This is a genomic window from Saccharothrix obliqua, assembly GCF_019375475.1.
Taxonomy (GTDB): domain Bacteria; phylum Actinomycetota; class Actinomycetes; order Mycobacteriales; family Pseudonocardiaceae; genus Actinosynnema; species Actinosynnema obliqua.
In genome coordinates this window covers 814,737-829,652 of sequence record NZ_JAHXGQ010000002.1, presented here as the reverse complement: position 1 = coordinate 829,652, position 14,916 = coordinate 814,737, and the positions used below count along the sequence as shown (strand labels likewise).

The 14,916-nt window shown below is 73.6% G+C and carries 17 protein-coding genes and 1 tRNA gene; 9 read left to right on the top strand and 9 right to left on the bottom strand.

All coding sequences use genetic code 11. The features are described 5' to 3' along the window. On the bottom strand, positions 1-453 hold the full coding sequence (locus KZQ38_RS09715; protein ID WP_219440298.1) for a MaoC family dehydratase: 453 nt from the start codon (positions 451-453) through the stop codon (positions 1-3). A gap of 3 nt (positions 454-456) precedes the next feature. Further along, complete coding sequence (gene fabG, locus KZQ38_RS09710; RefSeq protein WP_308258321.1) at positions 457-1,218, bottom strand: 3-oxoacyl-ACP reductase FabG; 762 nt, start codon at positions 1,216-1,218, stop codon at positions 457-459. 151 nt (positions 1,219-1,369) lie between these two features. Here fabG and KZQ38_RS09705 point away from each other — a divergent pair, with 151 nt between their 5' ends. After that, a complete protein-coding gene (locus KZQ38_RS09705; protein WP_219440296.1) occupies positions 1,370-2,326 on the top strand; it encodes a quinone oxidoreductase family protein in 957 nt (318 codons plus the stop codon). A gap of 32 nt (positions 2,327-2,358) precedes the next feature. On the opposite strand, the gene KZQ38_RS09700 is transcribed toward KZQ38_RS09705, so the two are convergent. Beyond that, entirely contained in the window at positions 2,359-2,829 is a 471-nt protein-coding gene (locus KZQ38_RS09700) for a DUF6319 family protein (RefSeq protein WP_308258320.1), read from the bottom strand. Between the two features lie 164 nt (positions 2,830-2,993). On the opposite strand from KZQ38_RS09700, the gene KZQ38_RS09695 reads away from it, so the two are divergent. Next, a complete protein-coding gene (locus KZQ38_RS09695; RefSeq protein ID WP_257900991.1) occupies positions 2,994-3,269 on the top strand; it encodes a DUF6401 family natural product biosynthesis protein in 276 nt (91 codons plus the stop codon). Between the two features lie 48 nt (positions 3,270-3,317). Here KZQ38_RS09695 and KZQ38_RS09690 read toward each other — a convergent pair whose 3' ends face one another. The 5 genes from KZQ38_RS09690 to KZQ38_RS09670 all read right to left on the bottom strand — a co-directional run bounded on the left by KZQ38_RS09690 (position 3,318) and on the right by KZQ38_RS09670 (position 7,528). Further along, positions 3,318-4,235, bottom strand: coding sequence for a mechanosensitive ion channel family protein (locus KZQ38_RS09690; protein ID WP_219440295.1), 918 nt, complete (start codon positions 4,233-4,235; stop codon positions 3,318-3,320). A gap of 71 nt (positions 4,236-4,306) precedes the next feature. Then, entirely contained in the window at positions 4,307-4,549 is a 243-nt protein-coding gene (locus tag KZQ38_RS09685; protein ID WP_219440294.1) for a hypothetical protein, read from the bottom strand. Further along, positions 4,546-5,736 carry a S8 family serine peptidase gene (locus KZQ38_RS09680; RefSeq protein WP_219440293.1) on the bottom strand — a complete coding sequence of 397 codons (1,191 nt, stop codon included), beginning with the start codon at positions 5,734-5,736 and terminating at the stop codon, positions 4,546-4,548. The genes KZQ38_RS09685 and KZQ38_RS09680 overlap by 4 nt, the downstream gene beginning before the upstream one ends. A gap of 123 nt (positions 5,737-5,859) precedes the next feature. Further along, on the bottom strand, positions 5,860-7,044 hold the full coding sequence (locus tag KZQ38_RS09675) for a cation:proton antiporter (RefSeq protein ID WP_219440292.1): 1,185 nt from the start codon (positions 7,042-7,044) through the stop codon (positions 5,860-5,862). A gap of 4 nt (positions 7,045-7,048) precedes the next feature. After that, positions 7,049-7,528: a cation:proton antiporter regulatory subunit gene (locus KZQ38_RS09670; protein WP_219440291.1), complete on the bottom strand. Its 480-nt coding sequence runs from the start codon at positions 7,526-7,528 to the stop codon at positions 7,049-7,051. Between the two features lie 20 nt (positions 7,529-7,548). On the opposite strand from KZQ38_RS09670, the gene KZQ38_RS09665 reads away from it, so the two are divergent. The 7 genes from KZQ38_RS09665 to KZQ38_RS09635 all read left to right on the top strand — a co-directional run bounded on the left by KZQ38_RS09665 (position 7,549) and on the right by KZQ38_RS09635 (position 13,559). Beyond that, entirely contained in the window at positions 7,549-8,667 is a 1,119-nt protein-coding gene (locus tag KZQ38_RS09665) for a DUF1015 family protein (protein ID WP_219440290.1), read from the top strand. A gap of 83 nt (positions 8,668-8,750) precedes the next feature. Further along, entirely contained in the window at positions 8,751-9,470 is a 720-nt protein-coding gene (gene cmk, locus KZQ38_RS09660) for a (d)CMP kinase (protein WP_219440425.1), read from the top strand. Then, positions 9,467-10,117 (top strand): lysophospholipid acyltransferase family protein, encoded by a 651-nt coding sequence (locus KZQ38_RS09655; RefSeq protein WP_219440289.1) that lies wholly within the window; start codon positions 9,467-9,469, stop codon positions 10,115-10,117. Before cmk ends, KZQ38_RS09655 begins: the two co-directional genes overlap by 4 nt. Continuing rightward, complete coding sequence (gene der, locus KZQ38_RS09650; RefSeq protein ID WP_219440288.1) at positions 10,117-11,529, top strand: ribosome biogenesis GTPase Der; 1,413 nt, start codon at positions 10,117-10,119, stop codon at positions 11,527-11,529. Before KZQ38_RS09655 ends, der begins: the two co-directional genes overlap by 1 nt. A gap of 21 nt (positions 11,530-11,550) precedes the next feature. After that, positions 11,551-12,210: a response regulator gene (locus tag KZQ38_RS09645; protein ID WP_219440287.1), complete on the top strand. Its 660-nt coding sequence runs from the start codon at positions 11,551-11,553 to the stop codon at positions 12,208-12,210. Beyond that, on the top strand, positions 12,204-13,316 hold the full coding sequence (locus tag KZQ38_RS09640) for a sensor histidine kinase (protein ID WP_308258319.1): 1,113 nt from the start codon (positions 12,204-12,206) through the stop codon (positions 13,314-13,316). The genes KZQ38_RS09645 and KZQ38_RS09640 overlap by 7 nt, the downstream gene beginning before the upstream one ends. A gap of 169 nt (positions 13,317-13,485) precedes the next feature. Then, positions 13,486-13,559: transfer RNA gene (locus KZQ38_RS09635), tRNA-Pro, on the top strand. Between the two features lie 139 nt (positions 13,560-13,698). Here KZQ38_RS09635 and KZQ38_RS09630 read toward each other — a convergent pair. After that, positions 13,699-14,910 carry a tyrosine-type recombinase/integrase gene (locus KZQ38_RS09630; protein WP_219440286.1) on the bottom strand — a complete coding sequence of 404 codons (1,212 nt, stop codon included), beginning with the start codon at positions 14,908-14,910 and terminating at the stop codon, positions 13,699-13,701. Positions 14,911-14,916 lie beyond the last annotated feature (6 nt).

The window sequence follows — 14,916 nt, the reverse complement described above, 5'->3', positions numbered from 1 at the left end:
TCAGGCGACGTAGAGCACCACGGTTTCCGCGACGCACGCGGGTTTGGGGTTGCCCTCGATCTCGACCGTCACCCGCAGCACCGCCCGCTTGCCCGGCGGCACGTCCTGGAACCCCACCAGTTCCGCGGCGGCACGCAGGCGGGAGCCGACGGTGACCGGGCTGGGGAAGCGGACCTTGTCCAGGCCGTAGTTCACGCCCATCTTCAGCTTCTCGACGGTGAAGACGTCACGCATCAGCCGCGGGATCAGCGACAGCGTCAGGAAACCGTGCGCGACGGGCGCGCCGAACGGTCCCGCCGCCGCGCGCCGCGGGTCGACGTGGATCCACTGGTGGTCGCCGGTGGCGTCGGCGAATAGGTCGATCTCCTGCTGGGTGACCTCGTGCCAGCCGCCGCGGCCCAGGTGCTCGCCCTCGGCGGCGCCCAGCTCGTCCAGGTTCGCGAACCTCCGCACGGCCTAGTCCTTCGGTCCGCCGGCGACGTAGAGCACCTGGCCGGACACGTACCCCGCGCCGTCGCTGACGAGGAACGACGCGGTGTGCGCGATGTCGTCGGGGGTGCCGACGCGGCCGACCGGGACGTTCGCCGCCACGGCCTTCTTGAAGTCCTCGAACGGGATGCCGAGGCGGGCGGCGGTGGCGGCGGTCATGTCGGTCTCGATGAAACCCGGCGCGATGGCGTTCACGGTCACGCCGAACCGGCCCAGCTCCAGGGCGAGGGTCTTGGTGAAACCCTGGACGCCCGCCTTGGCCGCGGCGTAGTTGGCCTGGCCGCGGTTGCCCAGCGCGCTGGTGCTGGACAGGTTCACGACGCGGCCCCAGCCCGCCTCGACCTGGAACCGCTGCACCGCCCGGCTCATCAGGAACGCGCCACGCAGGTGCACGGCCATGACCGCGTCCCAGTCGTCGTCGGTCATCTTGAACAGCAGGTTGTCGCGGAGGATGCCGGCGTTGTTCACCAGCACCACGGGCGCGCCGAGTTCGTCCGCGACCCGCGCCACGGCCCGGTCGACGGAGGCGCGGTCGGTGACGTCCACGCCCACCGCGAGGGCACGCCCGCCCTCGGCGGTGATGCGGGCGACCGCGTCGGCGCAACCGTCCTCGCCCAGGTCCAGCAGCGCGACGGCGAAGCCGTCCCGGGCGAGCCGCGCCGCGACGGCCGCGCCGATACCGCGCGCCGCCCCGGTGACGATCGCCACCCGCGCGTCCGATCCGATCACCTGGCACCTCCTCGGCACCGAAGCTACCGGCCCGCCGGCCGGGGAACCATGTTCCGGATTGCTCGACGCGCGGCCGGCCGCGTTCGCGGGCAGGATCGTCCGGGTCGCCCGGTGCGGGCGGCGATCGGCACGACCGAGGAGGTCGGATCCGTTGCGCGCCATCCAGATCACCGAGTTCGGCGGCCCCGAGGTGTTGCGCGAGGTCGAGCTGCCGGACCCCGTCGCGGGTCCCGGCGAGCTGCTCGTGGCGGTCAGCCGCGCCGGGCTGAACTACGCCGACACCCACCACACCGAGAACTCCTACCTGGCCGGGGTGGAGCTGCCGCTGGTGCCGGGCAGCGAGGTCGTCGGCCGCACGCCGGAGGGGCGCCGCGTGGTCGCGCTGACCGATTCCGGCGGTTACGCGGAGAAGGCCGCGGTGCCCGCCGCCACGGCGTTCGACGTGCCGGACGGCATCGACGACCTGACCGCGTTGAGCATGGTGGTGCAGGGCGCGACGGCGTGGCTGCTGCTGCGCCGCAGCACCCACCTGGAGCCGGGGGAGACCGTCGTCGTGCACGCCGCCGCGGGCGGTGTCGGGTCGATCGCCGTGCAGCTGGCGCGGAAGTGGGGCGCGGGCCGGGTCATCGCCACGGCCGGTTCGCCCGAGAAGCGGGCGCTCGCGCTCGAACTGGGCGCGGACACCGCCGTCGACTCGCGGGCCGAGGACGTGACGGGCGCGTTGCGGGAGGCCAACGACGGGCGGCCGGTGGACGTCGTGCTGGACATGACGGGCGGTTCGGTCACCGACCAGAGCATCGCGGCGCTCGCCCCGTTCGGGCGGCTCGCGTTCTACGGGATGGCGAGCCGGGAACGGCCGACGCCGATCGGGCTCGGTGACCTGCTGGCCCGTTCCACGGCCGTCGCGGGCATGTGGCTGCCACACGCGTTCCGCCTGCCCGGACGGGTCGTGCACCGGGCCGTGGCCGAGTTGTTCGAGCTGGTCGAGGCGGGGGAGCTGCGGGCCGTCGAGGGCGGGGAGTACGGGTTGTCCGAGGTGCGCCGGGCGCACGAGGACCTGCGGTCGCGCCGCACCACCGGGAAGCTGGTGCTGGACCCGGCGCGCTGAGGGGTGGGGCCGCGTGGTGCGGCCCCACCACGTCAGTCGTCGCTCAGCTCGGCCAGCGCGGCCTTGACCTTCGCCAGCTCGGCCTCCAGCTCCTCCATGCGGGTGCGGTGCTGGGACCGGGCGGCCTCGATGACCTCCTCGATACCGCCCGCGATGTCCTCGTGCAGCTCCTTGGCCGCCTTGGACACGGCCGCGGCCGAGATCACGAGGCCCTGCACGACCCGCCTGGTGCCGTGCACCAGGTCCGCCTGCCACTCGCCGTCGGCGGTGCCGGTGACGGTCAGCGTCAGCTCGACGGTGCGGGTCTTCTTCGCCGTGCTCTTGGTGGCCCGTGCCTTCGCGGGCTTGGGCGCGGGCGCTTCCTGCTGCTGGGGCGCGGGCGTCGCCGCCGGCTCGGCGGCCGGCTTGGGCGCGGCCTCCGGCTGGGGCTCGGCAGGCGCGTCCTGCCGCACCGCCTCGACGTCCGCCTGGTCCTGCTGATCCACGAGCGTGTCCGCCTCCACGATCCGGTCTCCCTCTCTGCGTCCGGCTCGACCCGGCGTGATCCTAGAACACGTGTTCGACGTCGGGTCGGTCGCCCCGCACAGCGTAGGGTGTCGGCCTTGTGAGCGGATGGTGGGACATGTCCGCCCGCCGGTTCCTGGACCGGCTAGGTGGCGATATCGGTATGGCGATCTCCTTCGGCGCGCTCCCGGTCGGGGTGCTCGCGGCGGTGGACCAGCACGCGGCGGCGGTGCGGGACATCCTCGCGGTGGGCGCGCCCGCGGCGGCGGCCGCGGTGCTGCTCGCCGGGTACGCGAAGGGCGTGCTCGACGAGGCGGCGGCGGTCGGGTGGCGGCTGCCGCCCGTCGTGGAGTGGCCGACGGCGGACTGGACGACGTTGCGGCTGGCGGCCGTGTGCGCGTTGGCGCGAAACGCGGACGAGCCCGCGATGGAAGCGTGATGAGGGGGCGACGGCGCCGAGCGCCGCCGCCCCCTCCCCGAGCCGTCCCTACGACCGCGGCGGCTGTCCCGGGTACTGCTGCTGACCCGGGTACGGCTGGGCAGGCGTCCCGACCGGCGAGGTCGGCACGTCCGCCGTGGCGTCCGCGCGGGTCGCCGCGGTGTGCGCGGGCTGCTGCTGACCCACCTGCTGCTGCTGGCCCGCGGCGGTCGTCTCGTGCGTCCGGCGCACGTCCTCCCGGCCCCGCTGGTACGCCTCGGCCTGCGCCTTCGCCTGCGGCACCTCGTTCTCGGCGCGGGTCAGCCAGCCCTCCCAGCGCTGCTGCATCGGCCGCACCAGACCGCCGCCGACGCCGACGACGAGGATGCCGCCGACGGTGGCCAGGACCGCGACCAGGACCGGCGTGGTGACCGTGGTGGCGACACCGATCTGGTTCAGCGCCGCGATCACGCCGAGCGCGATGATGAACCACGACGAGATGTTGGCCAGCAGTCGCCCGTAGGACGCGCCGCCCAGCGCCCGCGAGACGATGTCCCGCACGGCACGCGCGATGGCGGCGGCCACCACGATGATCACGATGGCGACGATCGCCCTCGGCAGCCAGGCCACGATCTCGGTCAGCAGCACGCTCACCGGGTTCGTCCCGAACAGGCCGAACGCGATCTGCAACGCGATCAGCAGGACGGCGTAGTACACGATCTGGGCGACCAGGCCGGACGCGTCGAACTTGGACCTCGCCATGGCGTCGCCCAGGCCGCCGCGCTGCACGGCCCGGTCGAAGTGCACCCGCTCCAGCAACTTGGTGACGACCGTGCGGAGCAGGCGTGCGACCACCCACCCGATGAGCAGCACGACGAGGAAACCGACGAGCTTGGGCAGGAACGTCACCACGGACCTCAAGGCGTCGCCGGTGGCCTCTCCGACGCCCTGGGCCTGCGCCGTCTGCGCGACGAGCAGGGCATTCATGGGTGGACCTCCTCGGGGGAGTGGTTCATGTCACGCCCCGGTTACCCCGACCGGACCTGGCCAACCCAGGGTCAGGCGATCGGGTTACCCGGCGGTGGGACACCCACGCCGCGCTGCCGCTCCACGCCGGTGACGCCGGGCACGGTCCGCAGCGCGTCGATCGCCTCGGGGGCGACCGACCCGGTGACCACGCCCAGCACGTCCAGCACGGCGTCCACCACGAGCCCGGCGGCACGCAGGTCCGCCACGACGGTCGTGGTCCCCACCCGGTCGTCGGCGATGGAGACCACGACCCGCGCGTCCGGCCCGGTCAAGGGGCCTGCACCAGACCCGCGCCGACGTCCGCGGAGGACCAGCCCAGCCGCCGGGCGGACTGCATGAGCCGCGCCCACAGCTCCCAGCCGCGCGCGTTGTACTGCTGCGCCAGCAGTGCGGCGAGACCCGCGACGTGCGGTGTGGCCATGCTGGTGCCCTGGATGCGCTTGTGCCGCGTGTCGGGGGTCTTGCCGTTCCAACTGGAGTAGACGTTCACGCCCGGCGCCGTCACGTCGACCTGGCCGACCGCGTCCACGGTGCCGCAGGAGAAGAACGCGACGCCGCGCTGGTCGTCGACCGCGCCCACGGACATGATCGACGGGCAGTTCGCGGGGTGCCCGACGGGCGCCACCTTGGCCGGTCGGCGGCTCTCGTTGCCGGCCGCCGCGATGATCAGCGTGTTCTTCGCCAGCGCGCGCTGCGCGGCCTGCTCGAAGATCTGCGAGTACGGCGTGTTGGGCCGCACGGCCGCGCCGAGGGACATCGACACCACCGCGCAGCCGTTCGCGACGGCCCACGCGATGCCGTTGAGGATCCCGCCGTCGTCGCCGTACCCGGAGTTGGACAGCACCTTGCCCGCGTAGACCTCGGACTCGTGGGCGACGCCGTAGCCGGGGCCGCCGCTCGCGGGTTTGCGGGGACCCGCGGCGGTGCCGATGCAGTGCGTCCCGTGGCCGTGCGCGTCGTCCACCGTCTCGCCCTTGATGAACGAGTTGGTGAGCACGGTGCGACCGGCGAAGTCCGGGTGGTCGACGGTGAACCCGGTGTCCAGCACGGCGAGCCGGACGCCCGCGCCGGTGGCGGAGCTGAGCGTGGCGCCGATCGCCTGGAGCCCCCAGGTGAAGACGCTCTCGTCGACGGCGGTGGGTCCGGCCGCCTCCTCGGCGGCGGGCGCGGCGAGCGCGTGCACGATCCGTTCCGGCTCCACCACGGTGATCGGGCCGGGTTCGTCGGCGGCGCGGGCCAGCCGGGTCACCTGCTCCGGCGCCGCGTTGACCACGGCGATGCCGAGGTCGTGGAAGATGACGCCGTCCGCGGTTTCCAGGTCGGCGGGTGACACGGACTCCACCGCGCTGGCCGCGTTGATGCCGGCGACGCGGTTCATCTCACGCGCGCCGGCGGTGATCGAGCTGTCGTCGAGGAGCACGAGGTAGCGACCGGTCGTGGTCTTGGTTTCCTCTGGCATGACTGACCCCCTCCGGGGTAGGGCGGCAATCCCGGTGTAACCCCGCAGGTCGCCCTGGTACAAGCGGCCATAAGTGGTTTGTTGCGCGTGAACCGGGGATTGCCACCCGTGACCGGGAAAACCTCAGGCTGTCGCCGTGCGGGTGTCACGCTTCCGGGTCACCAACCGGGCCAGCGGCTCGACCACGCGTGCCGCCACCGGACCCAGCACCGCCATCAGCAGCACGTAGGCCGTGGCCAGCGCCGCCATCTCGCCCGCCACCGCGCCGGAGGCCACGGTGAGGCTCGCGATGACGATCGAGAACTCGCCGCGCGCCACCAGCGCCGCGCCCGCCCGCGCCCGGCCGAGCTTGCCGATGCCCTGCCGCTGCGCCGCCCACCAGCCGGTCGCGACCTTGGTCAGGGTGGTCACCGCGGCCAGCGCCACGGCCAGGCCCAGCACCGGCGGTATCGACCGCGGGTCGGTGTTCAACCCGAACACCACGAAGAACATCGCCGCGAACAGGTCGCGCAGCGGCTCCAGCATCCGCGTCGCGTTCTCCGCCGTGGAACCGGAGATCGCGATGCCCAGCAGGAACGCGCCGACCGCCGCCGACACCTGCAACTGCGACGCCACACCCGCCACCAGCAGGGCGGCGCCGAGCAGCTTCAGCAGGAACACCTCGGGTTCGGGGCTGTCCACCACCGCCGACACGTACCGGCCGAACTTCAACGCGATCACCAGCACCACGGTGATCGCGAGCAGCGAGATGCCGACCGCGCTCAGCCCGCCGAGGAAGCTCACGCCCGCCAGCACGGCGGTCAGGATCGGCAGGTAGACCGCCATCGCCAGGTCCTCGAACACCAGCACGGACAACACCACCGGGGTTTCCCGGTTGCCCAGCCGGCCGAGGTCGCCGAGGACCTTCGCGATGATCCCGGACGACGAGATGTAGGTGACGCCCGCCATCGCCAGCGCGCCCACCGGGCCCCAGCCGAGGATCAACGCCGCCACCGCGCCCGGCGCGGCGTTGAGGACGATGTCCACGACACCCGCCATCCACGACCGCTTCAGGCCGGTCACCAGCTCCGCCGCCGAGTATTCCAAGCCGAGCAGGAGCAGCAGCAGGATGACGCCGATCTCGCTGGAGATGTGCGAGAAGTCCTCGATGCCGTGCAGCGGGACGAGGCCGCCCTCGCCGAAGGCCAGGCCGCCGATCAGGTAGAGGGGGATCGGCGAGATGCCGATCCGCCAGGCCATCTTCCCCAGCAGGCCCAGGCCGAAGAAGACCGCGCCGAGTTGGACCAGGGCGATCGCTGTGTCGTGCAACGGCTCAGCCGTCCAGGATGTCGGCTGTCTTGGCCAGGCCCTCGGCCGTGCCGACCACGACGACCAGGTCACCGCCCGCGAACACGAAGTCCGGTCGCGGCGACGGGTGCACGGCGCCCGCGCGCACCACGGCCACGATGGACGCGCCGGTGCGGGTGCGCAGCTCGGTCTCGCCGAGCGTGCGGCCGTCGTAGGTGGAGCCCGGCACCACCGGGAACTGCCTGGTCGAGATGCCCGCCACGTCCCGGTGCTGCTCCTCCAGGTGCGCCACGAGCTGCGGCGCGCCGAGCAGGCCCGCCAGGGTGCCCGCCTCGACCGGGGTGAGCGCGATGGACGCCGAGCAGTCGTCGGGGTCGTCCTTGCGCGAGACGATGAGTTCGAACTTGCCGTCGCGGTAGGTGATCACCCCGATCCGGCGGCCCGCGCGGATCATGAAGTCCTGTCGGGTGCCGATGCCCGGCAGGGGCGTGACCTCCACGTTCATGAACGGGCATCATAATCGTCATGACGGGGCGGGCGCGCGCGATTCGCGGCGGTTGGGTGGTCAGGGAGCGCGTCCCCGGTCCCGACGTGGACGAGTTCGCCGAGCCGGAGCGGGTCGAGGCGGCGCTCGCGCGGGCGCGCAACGGGACGCTGCTCGCCGTGCAGCACCCGCACCGCACGCCCGCGGCGCTGGCCGCCGGGCTGGACCTGCGGGACGCGTTGCCGGGCGCGCGGGCCGAGCTGGGCTACCTGCGCCGCAGCGCGTACCGGCAGGTGTCCGACGTCGTCGCGCCGTACCGCGTGGACGGGCCGGACGGCACCGCCTACGGGCTGCTGTGCCTGGTGGACCCGGCGGCCGTCGGGCACACCGAGGAGGTCTACCCGGAGGTCGTGGCGGAGCGCGCGAGCGTGCTGGCCGGGCTCGGCTGTGTGACCTCCGCCGCACTGCTGGTGCCGGTGACCGGTTCGCCCGAACCGTCCGAGTTGACCCGCCTGGTGGCGGAGGTGGACGACGAGCCCGCCGCGTCCGTGGTCGACCCGGGCGGGCGGCGGCACTGGCTGTGGCTGGTCGGGCCGGGTCCGCGGCAGGACGCCCTGCTCGCCGCCGCGGGCGCCCACCCCCTGCTGGTCGCGGACGGCAACCACCGGGTGGCCGCCGCCGCGGCGGCGGGGCTGACCGGCCTGCTCGCCCTGGTCACCGCGGGCCCGGACCTGCGGGTCGGCCCCATCCACCGCGCCCTGGTCGGCACCGGCCTGGGCGTGGACGACCTGGCCGCGGCGTGGCGCGGCATCGGGCTCGACGTGGTGGAGGTCGACGCGTCCGAGCGCCCGGCGCCCGGTGTCGTGGTGGCGGTGTCCGGCGGGCGCGCGTTGCGCGTGACGCTGCCCTCGACGGGCGTCGACCACGCGTTCGTCGAGTCGGACCTGCTGGAGCGCGCGCTCGGCCTGGACCCGGAGAGCCCCCGCGTGCGGCCGGTGACCGACGGCGTGCCGCTGGACGCCGACGCGTTGCTGCTGATCGCCCCGGTGCCGGTGGCGGACGTGCTGGCGGTGCACGCGGCGGGCGGCCGGATGCCGCGCAAGAGCACGTACTTCACGCCCAAGCCGCGCAGCGGCCTGCTGCTGGCCGATCTGGACTGACCGGACGCGGTGCGGGTGCGCGCGTCCGCACCAGGCACAATGTGGGGTTGACGGGCACGGTCGCGTTCGAGGAGGAAACCCCGGTGGGACACGGTGAGCTGCGTGGCGTGGTGGCCCTGGACGGGCCGTCCGGCACCGGCAAGTCCTCCGCCGCGCGCAAGCTGGCGAGCGCGCTCGGCGCGCGTTACCTGGACACGGGCGCGATGTACCGCGTGGTGACGCTGGCCGTGCTGCGCGCCGGCGTCGACCCGGCCGACGCCGCGCGCGTCGCCGAGGTCGCCCGCTCCGCCCGGTACGAGCAGGCCGCCGACCCCGGCGCGTCGACCACCACGCTGGACGGCGTGGACGTCGGCGCGGACATCCGCGGTCCCGAGGTGACCCGCGCGGTGTCGCCCGTGTCGGCCGTGCCGGAGGTGCGCGAGCTGCTGGTGGCGCGGCAGCGGGAGATCATCGCGGACGCCCTGGCGCTCGCGGGCGGCATCGTCGTCGAGGGCCGCGACATCGGCACGGTGGTCGCGCCCGACGCCGGTCTCAAGGTGTACCTGACCGCCGACGCCCAGGCCCGCGCCCAGCGGCGTGCCCGGCAGGACCACGCGTCCGGCCGGGCGGCCACGGTCGACGCGACGCTCGCCGACGTGCGGCGGCGTGACGCGTACGACTCGTCGCGCGCCGTGTCGCCGCTGCGGCCCGCCGCGGACGCGGTGGAGCTGGACACCACCGAGCTGGACCTGCCGGGCGTGCTGGCGGCCCTGCTGGACCTGGTCGAGCAGCGCGGGCTGCGGGTCGCGGCGGTGCGTGGGTGACCGCGGCGCTGCCACCCGGCGCGTCGCCCCGGCTGACCGACTTCGGCCGCTGGATCGGCCGGGTGCCGTTCGCCGCGGCGTTCCGGGTCCGCTCGACCGGCTGGTCGGCGCTGCCCGCCACCGGGCCCGTGGTGCTGGTCGCCAACCACAGCTCGATGGTGGACGGGCCGATCCTGTTCGGCGCGGCGCCCCGCCCCGTGGTGTTCCTGGTCAAGCAGGAGATGTTCCGCGGCCCGGCCGGGTGGTTCCTGCGGCGGATCGGCCAGCTGGCCGTGCGGCGCGGCGAACCCGACCGCGAGCCGCTGCTCGCGGCCCAGCGGGTGCTCAAGGCGGGTGGCGTGGTCGGTGTCTTCCCGGAGGGCACGCGCGGCGCGGGTGACGTGTCCGAGGCGCAGCGCGGCGCGGCGTGGCTGGCCCGGTCGGCGGGCGCGGTGGTCGTGCCGGTCGCGTGCCGGGGCACCCGGCGCCCGGAGGGTTCGGGCCGGCGGTTCCGGCCCGTGGTGGACGTGCTCGTGGGCGAGCCGTTCGAGGTGCCCGCCGAACGGGGCAGGCAGGCGCTGGAGAAGGCGACCGAGCAGGTGCGCGACCGCTTGGCCACGCTGGTGGCCGAGCTGGACAGCAGGCGAAGCACGAGTGGAGAAGCGTGATGACGGACTTGGACGGCACCTGGGCGGACGAGTCCGAGTGGGCCGCGTTCGACGACGGGTCGGCCGGCGGTGACGAGGGCGGCGGCGCCGTGCCGCAGCCCGTGCTGGCCGTCGTCGGCCGGCCGAACGTCGGCAAGTCGACCCTGGTCAACCGGATCATCGGCCGCCGCGAGGCGGTCGTGCAGGACGTGCCGGGCGTGACGCGGGACCGCGTCGCCTACGACGCGTTGTGGAACGGGCGGAAGTTCACCGTCGTCGACACCGGCGGCTGGGAACCCGACGCGACCGGCATGATGGCGTCCGTCGCGACGCAGGCCGAGCTGGCCATGTCGACCGCCGACGCGATCCTGTTCGTGGTGGACGCCACGGTCGGCGCGACCACCACCGACGAGGCCGCGGTGAAGGTGCTGCGGCGCTCGAAGCGGCCCGTGCTGCTGGTCGCCAACAAGGTGGACGACGAGCGGCTGATGGCCGACGTCGCGGCGCTGTGGTCGCTCGGGCTCGGCGAGCCGATCCCGGTCAGCGGCCTGCACGGCCGCGGTTCCGGCGACCTGCTCGACCGCGTCCTGGCGGCGCTGCCCGAGACGCCCCGCGACACGTTCGAGCCGACCTCGGGCGGTCCCCGGCGGGTCGCGCTGGTCGGCCGGCCGAACGTGGGCAAGTCGTCCCTGCTCAACCGCCTGACCGGCGAGGAGCGGTCGGTGGTCGACGCGGTCGCGGGCACCACCGTCGACCCGGTCGACTCGCTGGTCGAGCTGGACGACGAGGTGTGGCGGTTCGTGGACACCGCCGGCCTGCGCAAGCGGGTGAACTTCGCGTCCGGCGCGGAGTATTACGCGTCGCTGCGCACCAAGGCCGCGATCGAGTCGGCCGAGGTGGCGATCGTGCTGCTGGACGCGTCCGAGCCGATCAGCGAGCAGGACCTGCGGGTGCTGACCACGGTGGTCGAGTCCGGGCGGGCGTGCGTGCTGGCGTTCAACAAGTGGGACCTGGTGGACGAGGACCGGCGCAACGCCATGGTGCGCGAGCTGGACCGCGGCCTGGTGCGCGTGCCGTGGGCGGAGCGGGTCAACATCTCCGCGCTCACCGGCCGCGCGGTGCGCAAGCTCGCGCCCGCCCTGCGCACCGCGCTGGACTCGTGGGACACCCGCGTGCCCACCGGCAGGCTGAACTCCTGGCTCGGCGACCTGATCGCCGCCACCCCGCCGCCGGTGCGCGGCGGCAAGCAGCCGAAGGTGTTGTTCGCCACCCAGGCGGGCACCCGGCCGCCGACGTTCGTGCTGTTCACGACCGGTTTCCTGGAGGCGGGCTACCGCCGGTTCGTCGAGCGGAAGCTGCGCGAGGAGTTCGGCTTCGAGGGCAGCCCGGTGCGCATCTCGGTGCGGGTGCGGGAGAAGAAGCCGAAGAAGTGACCTGTTGCCCCGGCCGGGCGGATGCGGTTGCCTGACCTCGTGCCGGTGCGATTGGTCCTCGCGGACGACGAGGCGCTGCTGCGGCGGGGGCTGCGCGTGCTGCTCGAAGCGGGCGGCCGGGTGGAGGTCGTCGCCGAGGCGGCCGACGGGGCGGGCCTGCTCGACGCCGTGCGCGGGCACCGCCCCGACGTCGCGCTGGTCGACGTCCAGATGCCCGGCGTGGACGGCCTGACCGCCGTGCGGACCCTGCTGACGTGGCCCGACCCGCCCGCCGTGGCGATCCTGACCACGTTCGACCTGGACGACTACGTGGCCACCGCCCTGGACATGGGCGCCCAGGGCTTCCTGCTCAAGGACGCCGAGCCGGAGGCCCTGGTCCGGGCCGTGGTCGACCTGGCGGCCGGCGGCGCGGTGCTGGACCCCAGGATCACCGCGCGGCTGCTGCCGAGGCTGCGCGGCGCGGTCCGGTTCCGCGGCAACGCCCACCTGGAGGCGTTGAGCGCCCGCGAGAAGCAGGTGCTGGCGTTGCTGGCGAGCGGCCAGTCGAACGGGGCGATAGCCGGCGCGCTCGGCCTGAGCGAGGCCACGGTCAAGAGCTACGTGTCCACCGTGCTGACGAAGCTCGGCGTGGAGAACCGCGTGCAGGCGGCGCTGGTGGCCCACCAGGTCGGCGCGTGGTGATCCTGGTCGAGGTGGCGGCCGTGGTGCTGCCCGCCGCCCTGGTGCTCATGGCGGACGGCGGCCCGTTCCCGTGGTCGCTGCCCGCGGCCCTGGTCGCGTGCGCCCTGCTGCCCCTGCGCCGGTGGCGGCCCGCCGTGGCCGCGGCCGCCTGCCTGCCCGCCCTGGCCGGCGGCCTGGGCTGGCCGCCCGGCGTGGTCGCCCTCTACCGGGTGGGGCGCAAGTCGAGCGCCCGCGCCATGATCGCCTGGGTCGCGGCGACCACGGCCGTGCCCGCCACCCTGGTAGTCGCGACCCAGCACCTGACCCCGGGTGCGATGGTCCTCACCTACGCCTTCAGCCTCTTCCTGTCCGGCGCACCCACCGCCCTGGGCGCCCTCATCACCACCCGGCGCAGGCTCACCGAGAGCCTGTCGGAGGCGTCCCGCGCGAGGGAGGCGGAGGTCCAGGCGCGGGAGGCGAACGCCAGGTCGGCGGAACGCGCCCGGATAGCACGGGAGATCCACGACGCCGTGGGCCACCACGCGACGTTGATCGCCGTGGAGGCAGCGGCCCTGGCGGCGACCACGGACGAACCGGAGGTCCGCGACACGGCGCTGCGCCTGAGAGCCCTGGCGAAGGAGTCGCTGTCCGAGATGCGCGCCGCCCTCGGCCTGCTCAACCCCGAGCCGGCCCAGGGCCACGAAACCATCCCGGCCCTGGTCGAGCGAGCCAGGGCAGCCGGCCTGGCCGCCACCCTGGAGTCCACCCACCCGGGCCCCTTGCCGCCGTCGGTGAGCCGAGCCGCGTTCCGCGTTGTGCAGGAAGCGCTGACCAACGTGACGAAACACGCGCCGGGCGCCCCCGTCCACGTGCGACTGTCCCACCGGGACGGCCACCTGCGGATCACGGCGACCAACCCCACCCCCGCCCCCGCTCCCCGAACCGGCACAGGCGGCTCCGGCCTACCGGGCCTGTCCGAACGCGTGGGCTTGGTAGGCGGCGTCCTGACCGCGGCGTGGGAGAACGGCGCCTGGGTCCTGGAAGCCGACCTACCCACGGGTCCGTCGAAAGTTGGCGGAGATGACTCGACTTTCGGCGGTAGCACCCCCACCGGCGTCACCGCATAGTGGGGCCCGTCGATCCGGGGGAACGGCATCGACCAGGGAAACCCCGGAGGCCCGCTCGACGGGCCTCCGGCCCAGGTCAGCCCCTTGAGATCGACAATGCGGGGGGCCGTGTCGGGGGCCCGTTGTCGGGTGCGCTAAGCTGTGCGCGCACCCCACAACGGGATGCGGCCGGGACGTGGCGCAGTTTGGTAGCGCACTTGACTGGGGGTCAAGGGGTCGCAGGTTCAAATCCTGTCGTCCCGACGGTCGCGAAAGCCCCGCTGATCTAGGCATCAAGCCTGGTCAGCGGGGCTTTTTCGTGTGCGGGGGTGGATCTTGCCGAAGGTCATCCCGGGGCGTTTTTGTGGACCGTTCGTGGACCTGGGAGAAATTTGGGAGACGATCAAACCGCCCGCAGCCGTGGTGTTCCCCCGGGTCGTTGGAGGTGCTGGGAGAGCAGTGCGCCGGCGTCGGTGACGGATCGGCGGTCGGGGTGCAGGTAGCGCTGGGTGGTGGTGAGCGAGCCGTGTCCGGCGATGCGCTGGAGGTGGTGGACGGGGACTCCGGCGTCGGCCATCCAGGTCAGGCCGGTGTGGCGCAGGTCGTGACGGCGCAGGTGTTCGTAGCCGAGTTGGTTGACGACCTCGTCCCAGTGGGTGGCGTCGCGCAGCACGGCGGTGGTGATCCGGCCGCCGCGGGGGCCGGTGAACAGGCGGGCGTCGCCGGTTCCGTCGGTCTCGCTGATTCGGCGCTGCACCAGGTCGCGGATCTCTTCGATGATCGGGACCTTGCGTGCTCGTTTGCCCTTGGTGCCCTTGTCGATCAGGCCGCCGGGTCCGCTGGTGGTCTGGCGTCGCACGGTCCAGGTCCACTCGCTGGTGTCGATGTCCTTCACGCGGCATCCGGACACCTCGCCGATGCGGGCCGCGGTGCAGGCGGCGAACAGCACGACATCGCGCCACCCCGGGTACTCGTTGGACGAGCGGTCCACCAGCGCGTCGGCGAGGCGGGTCAGCGTGGCCCAGTCCGGTAGCGCCAGCGAGCGCGGGTCGTCCAGTTCGTCCTCGGCGCGTGCGTACTCCCGCTGCCACCCGCTGATGCGTGCCGGGTTGCGGTCGACCAGGCCGTCCCGTAACGCCTGTTCCATGACGCGTACCAGGACGGCGATGCTGTTCTTGACCACCGAGCGTCCGCACTCGTCGGCGATCCACCCGTGCACGGCGCGGTCCACCACGCCGTAGGTGATCGCCTGCACCTCGATGTGCCCGATGGTCGGCACGACGCGTTTGCGCCAACCGGCCAGGTAGGGGTCACGGGTCTTGGCTTCCAAACCTCGCAGCGCCAACTCCATGTTGGCGTTGCCGTAGTCGGTGAGCTTCATCGCTCCGGCGTCGGGGTCCGTGCCACCGGCCACGTAGTGCTTCATGTCGTCGATCCAGGCTTGCGCCTGGTCTCTGGTCTGGCACGACTCCGACAGCGAGAGCCGCTTGCCGGTCGCCGGGTCGGCCCACCGGACGCGGGCGCGCCATGGCGTCGGCCGGTTCGGCAGGTACTCGATGTCGTCCGACAGCTTCACCCCGAGTGGTGGGCGGCGCTTGCGGTGGTTCGTGCTCATGGTGTC

Coding starts and splice junctions, on each gene's coding strand:
- KZQ38_RS09695 (WP_257900991.1), top strand. CDS start 2,994: ATGGCGATCTCCTTCGGCGCGCTCCCGGTCGGGGTGCTCGCGGCGGTG.
- KZQ38_RS09690 (WP_219440295.1), bottom strand. CDS start 4,235: ATGAATGCCCTGCTCGTCGCGCAGACGGCGCAGGCCCAGGGCGTCGGA.
- KZQ38_RS09680 (WP_219440293.1), bottom strand. CDS start 5,736: ATGCCAGAGGAAACCAAGACCACGACCGGTCGCTACCTCGTGCTCCTC.
- KZQ38_RS09670 (WP_219440291.1), bottom strand. CDS start 7,528: ATGAACGTGGAGGTCACGCCCCTGCCGGGCATCGGCACCCGACAGGAC.
- KZQ38_RS09665 (WP_219440290.1), top strand. CDS start 7,549: ATGACGGGGCGGGCGCGCGCGATTCGCGGCGGTTGGGTGGTCAGGGAG.
- der (WP_219440288.1), top strand. CDS start 10,117: ATGACGGACTTGGACGGCACCTGGGCGGACGAGTCCGAGTGGGCCGCG.
- KZQ38_RS09645 (WP_219440287.1), top strand. CDS start 11,551: ATGCGGTTGCCTGACCTCGTGCCGGTGCGATTGGTCCTCGCGGACGAC.
- KZQ38_RS09630 (WP_219440286.1), bottom strand. CDS start 14,910: ATGAGCACGAACCACCGCAAGCGCCGCCCACCACTCGGGGTGAAGCTG.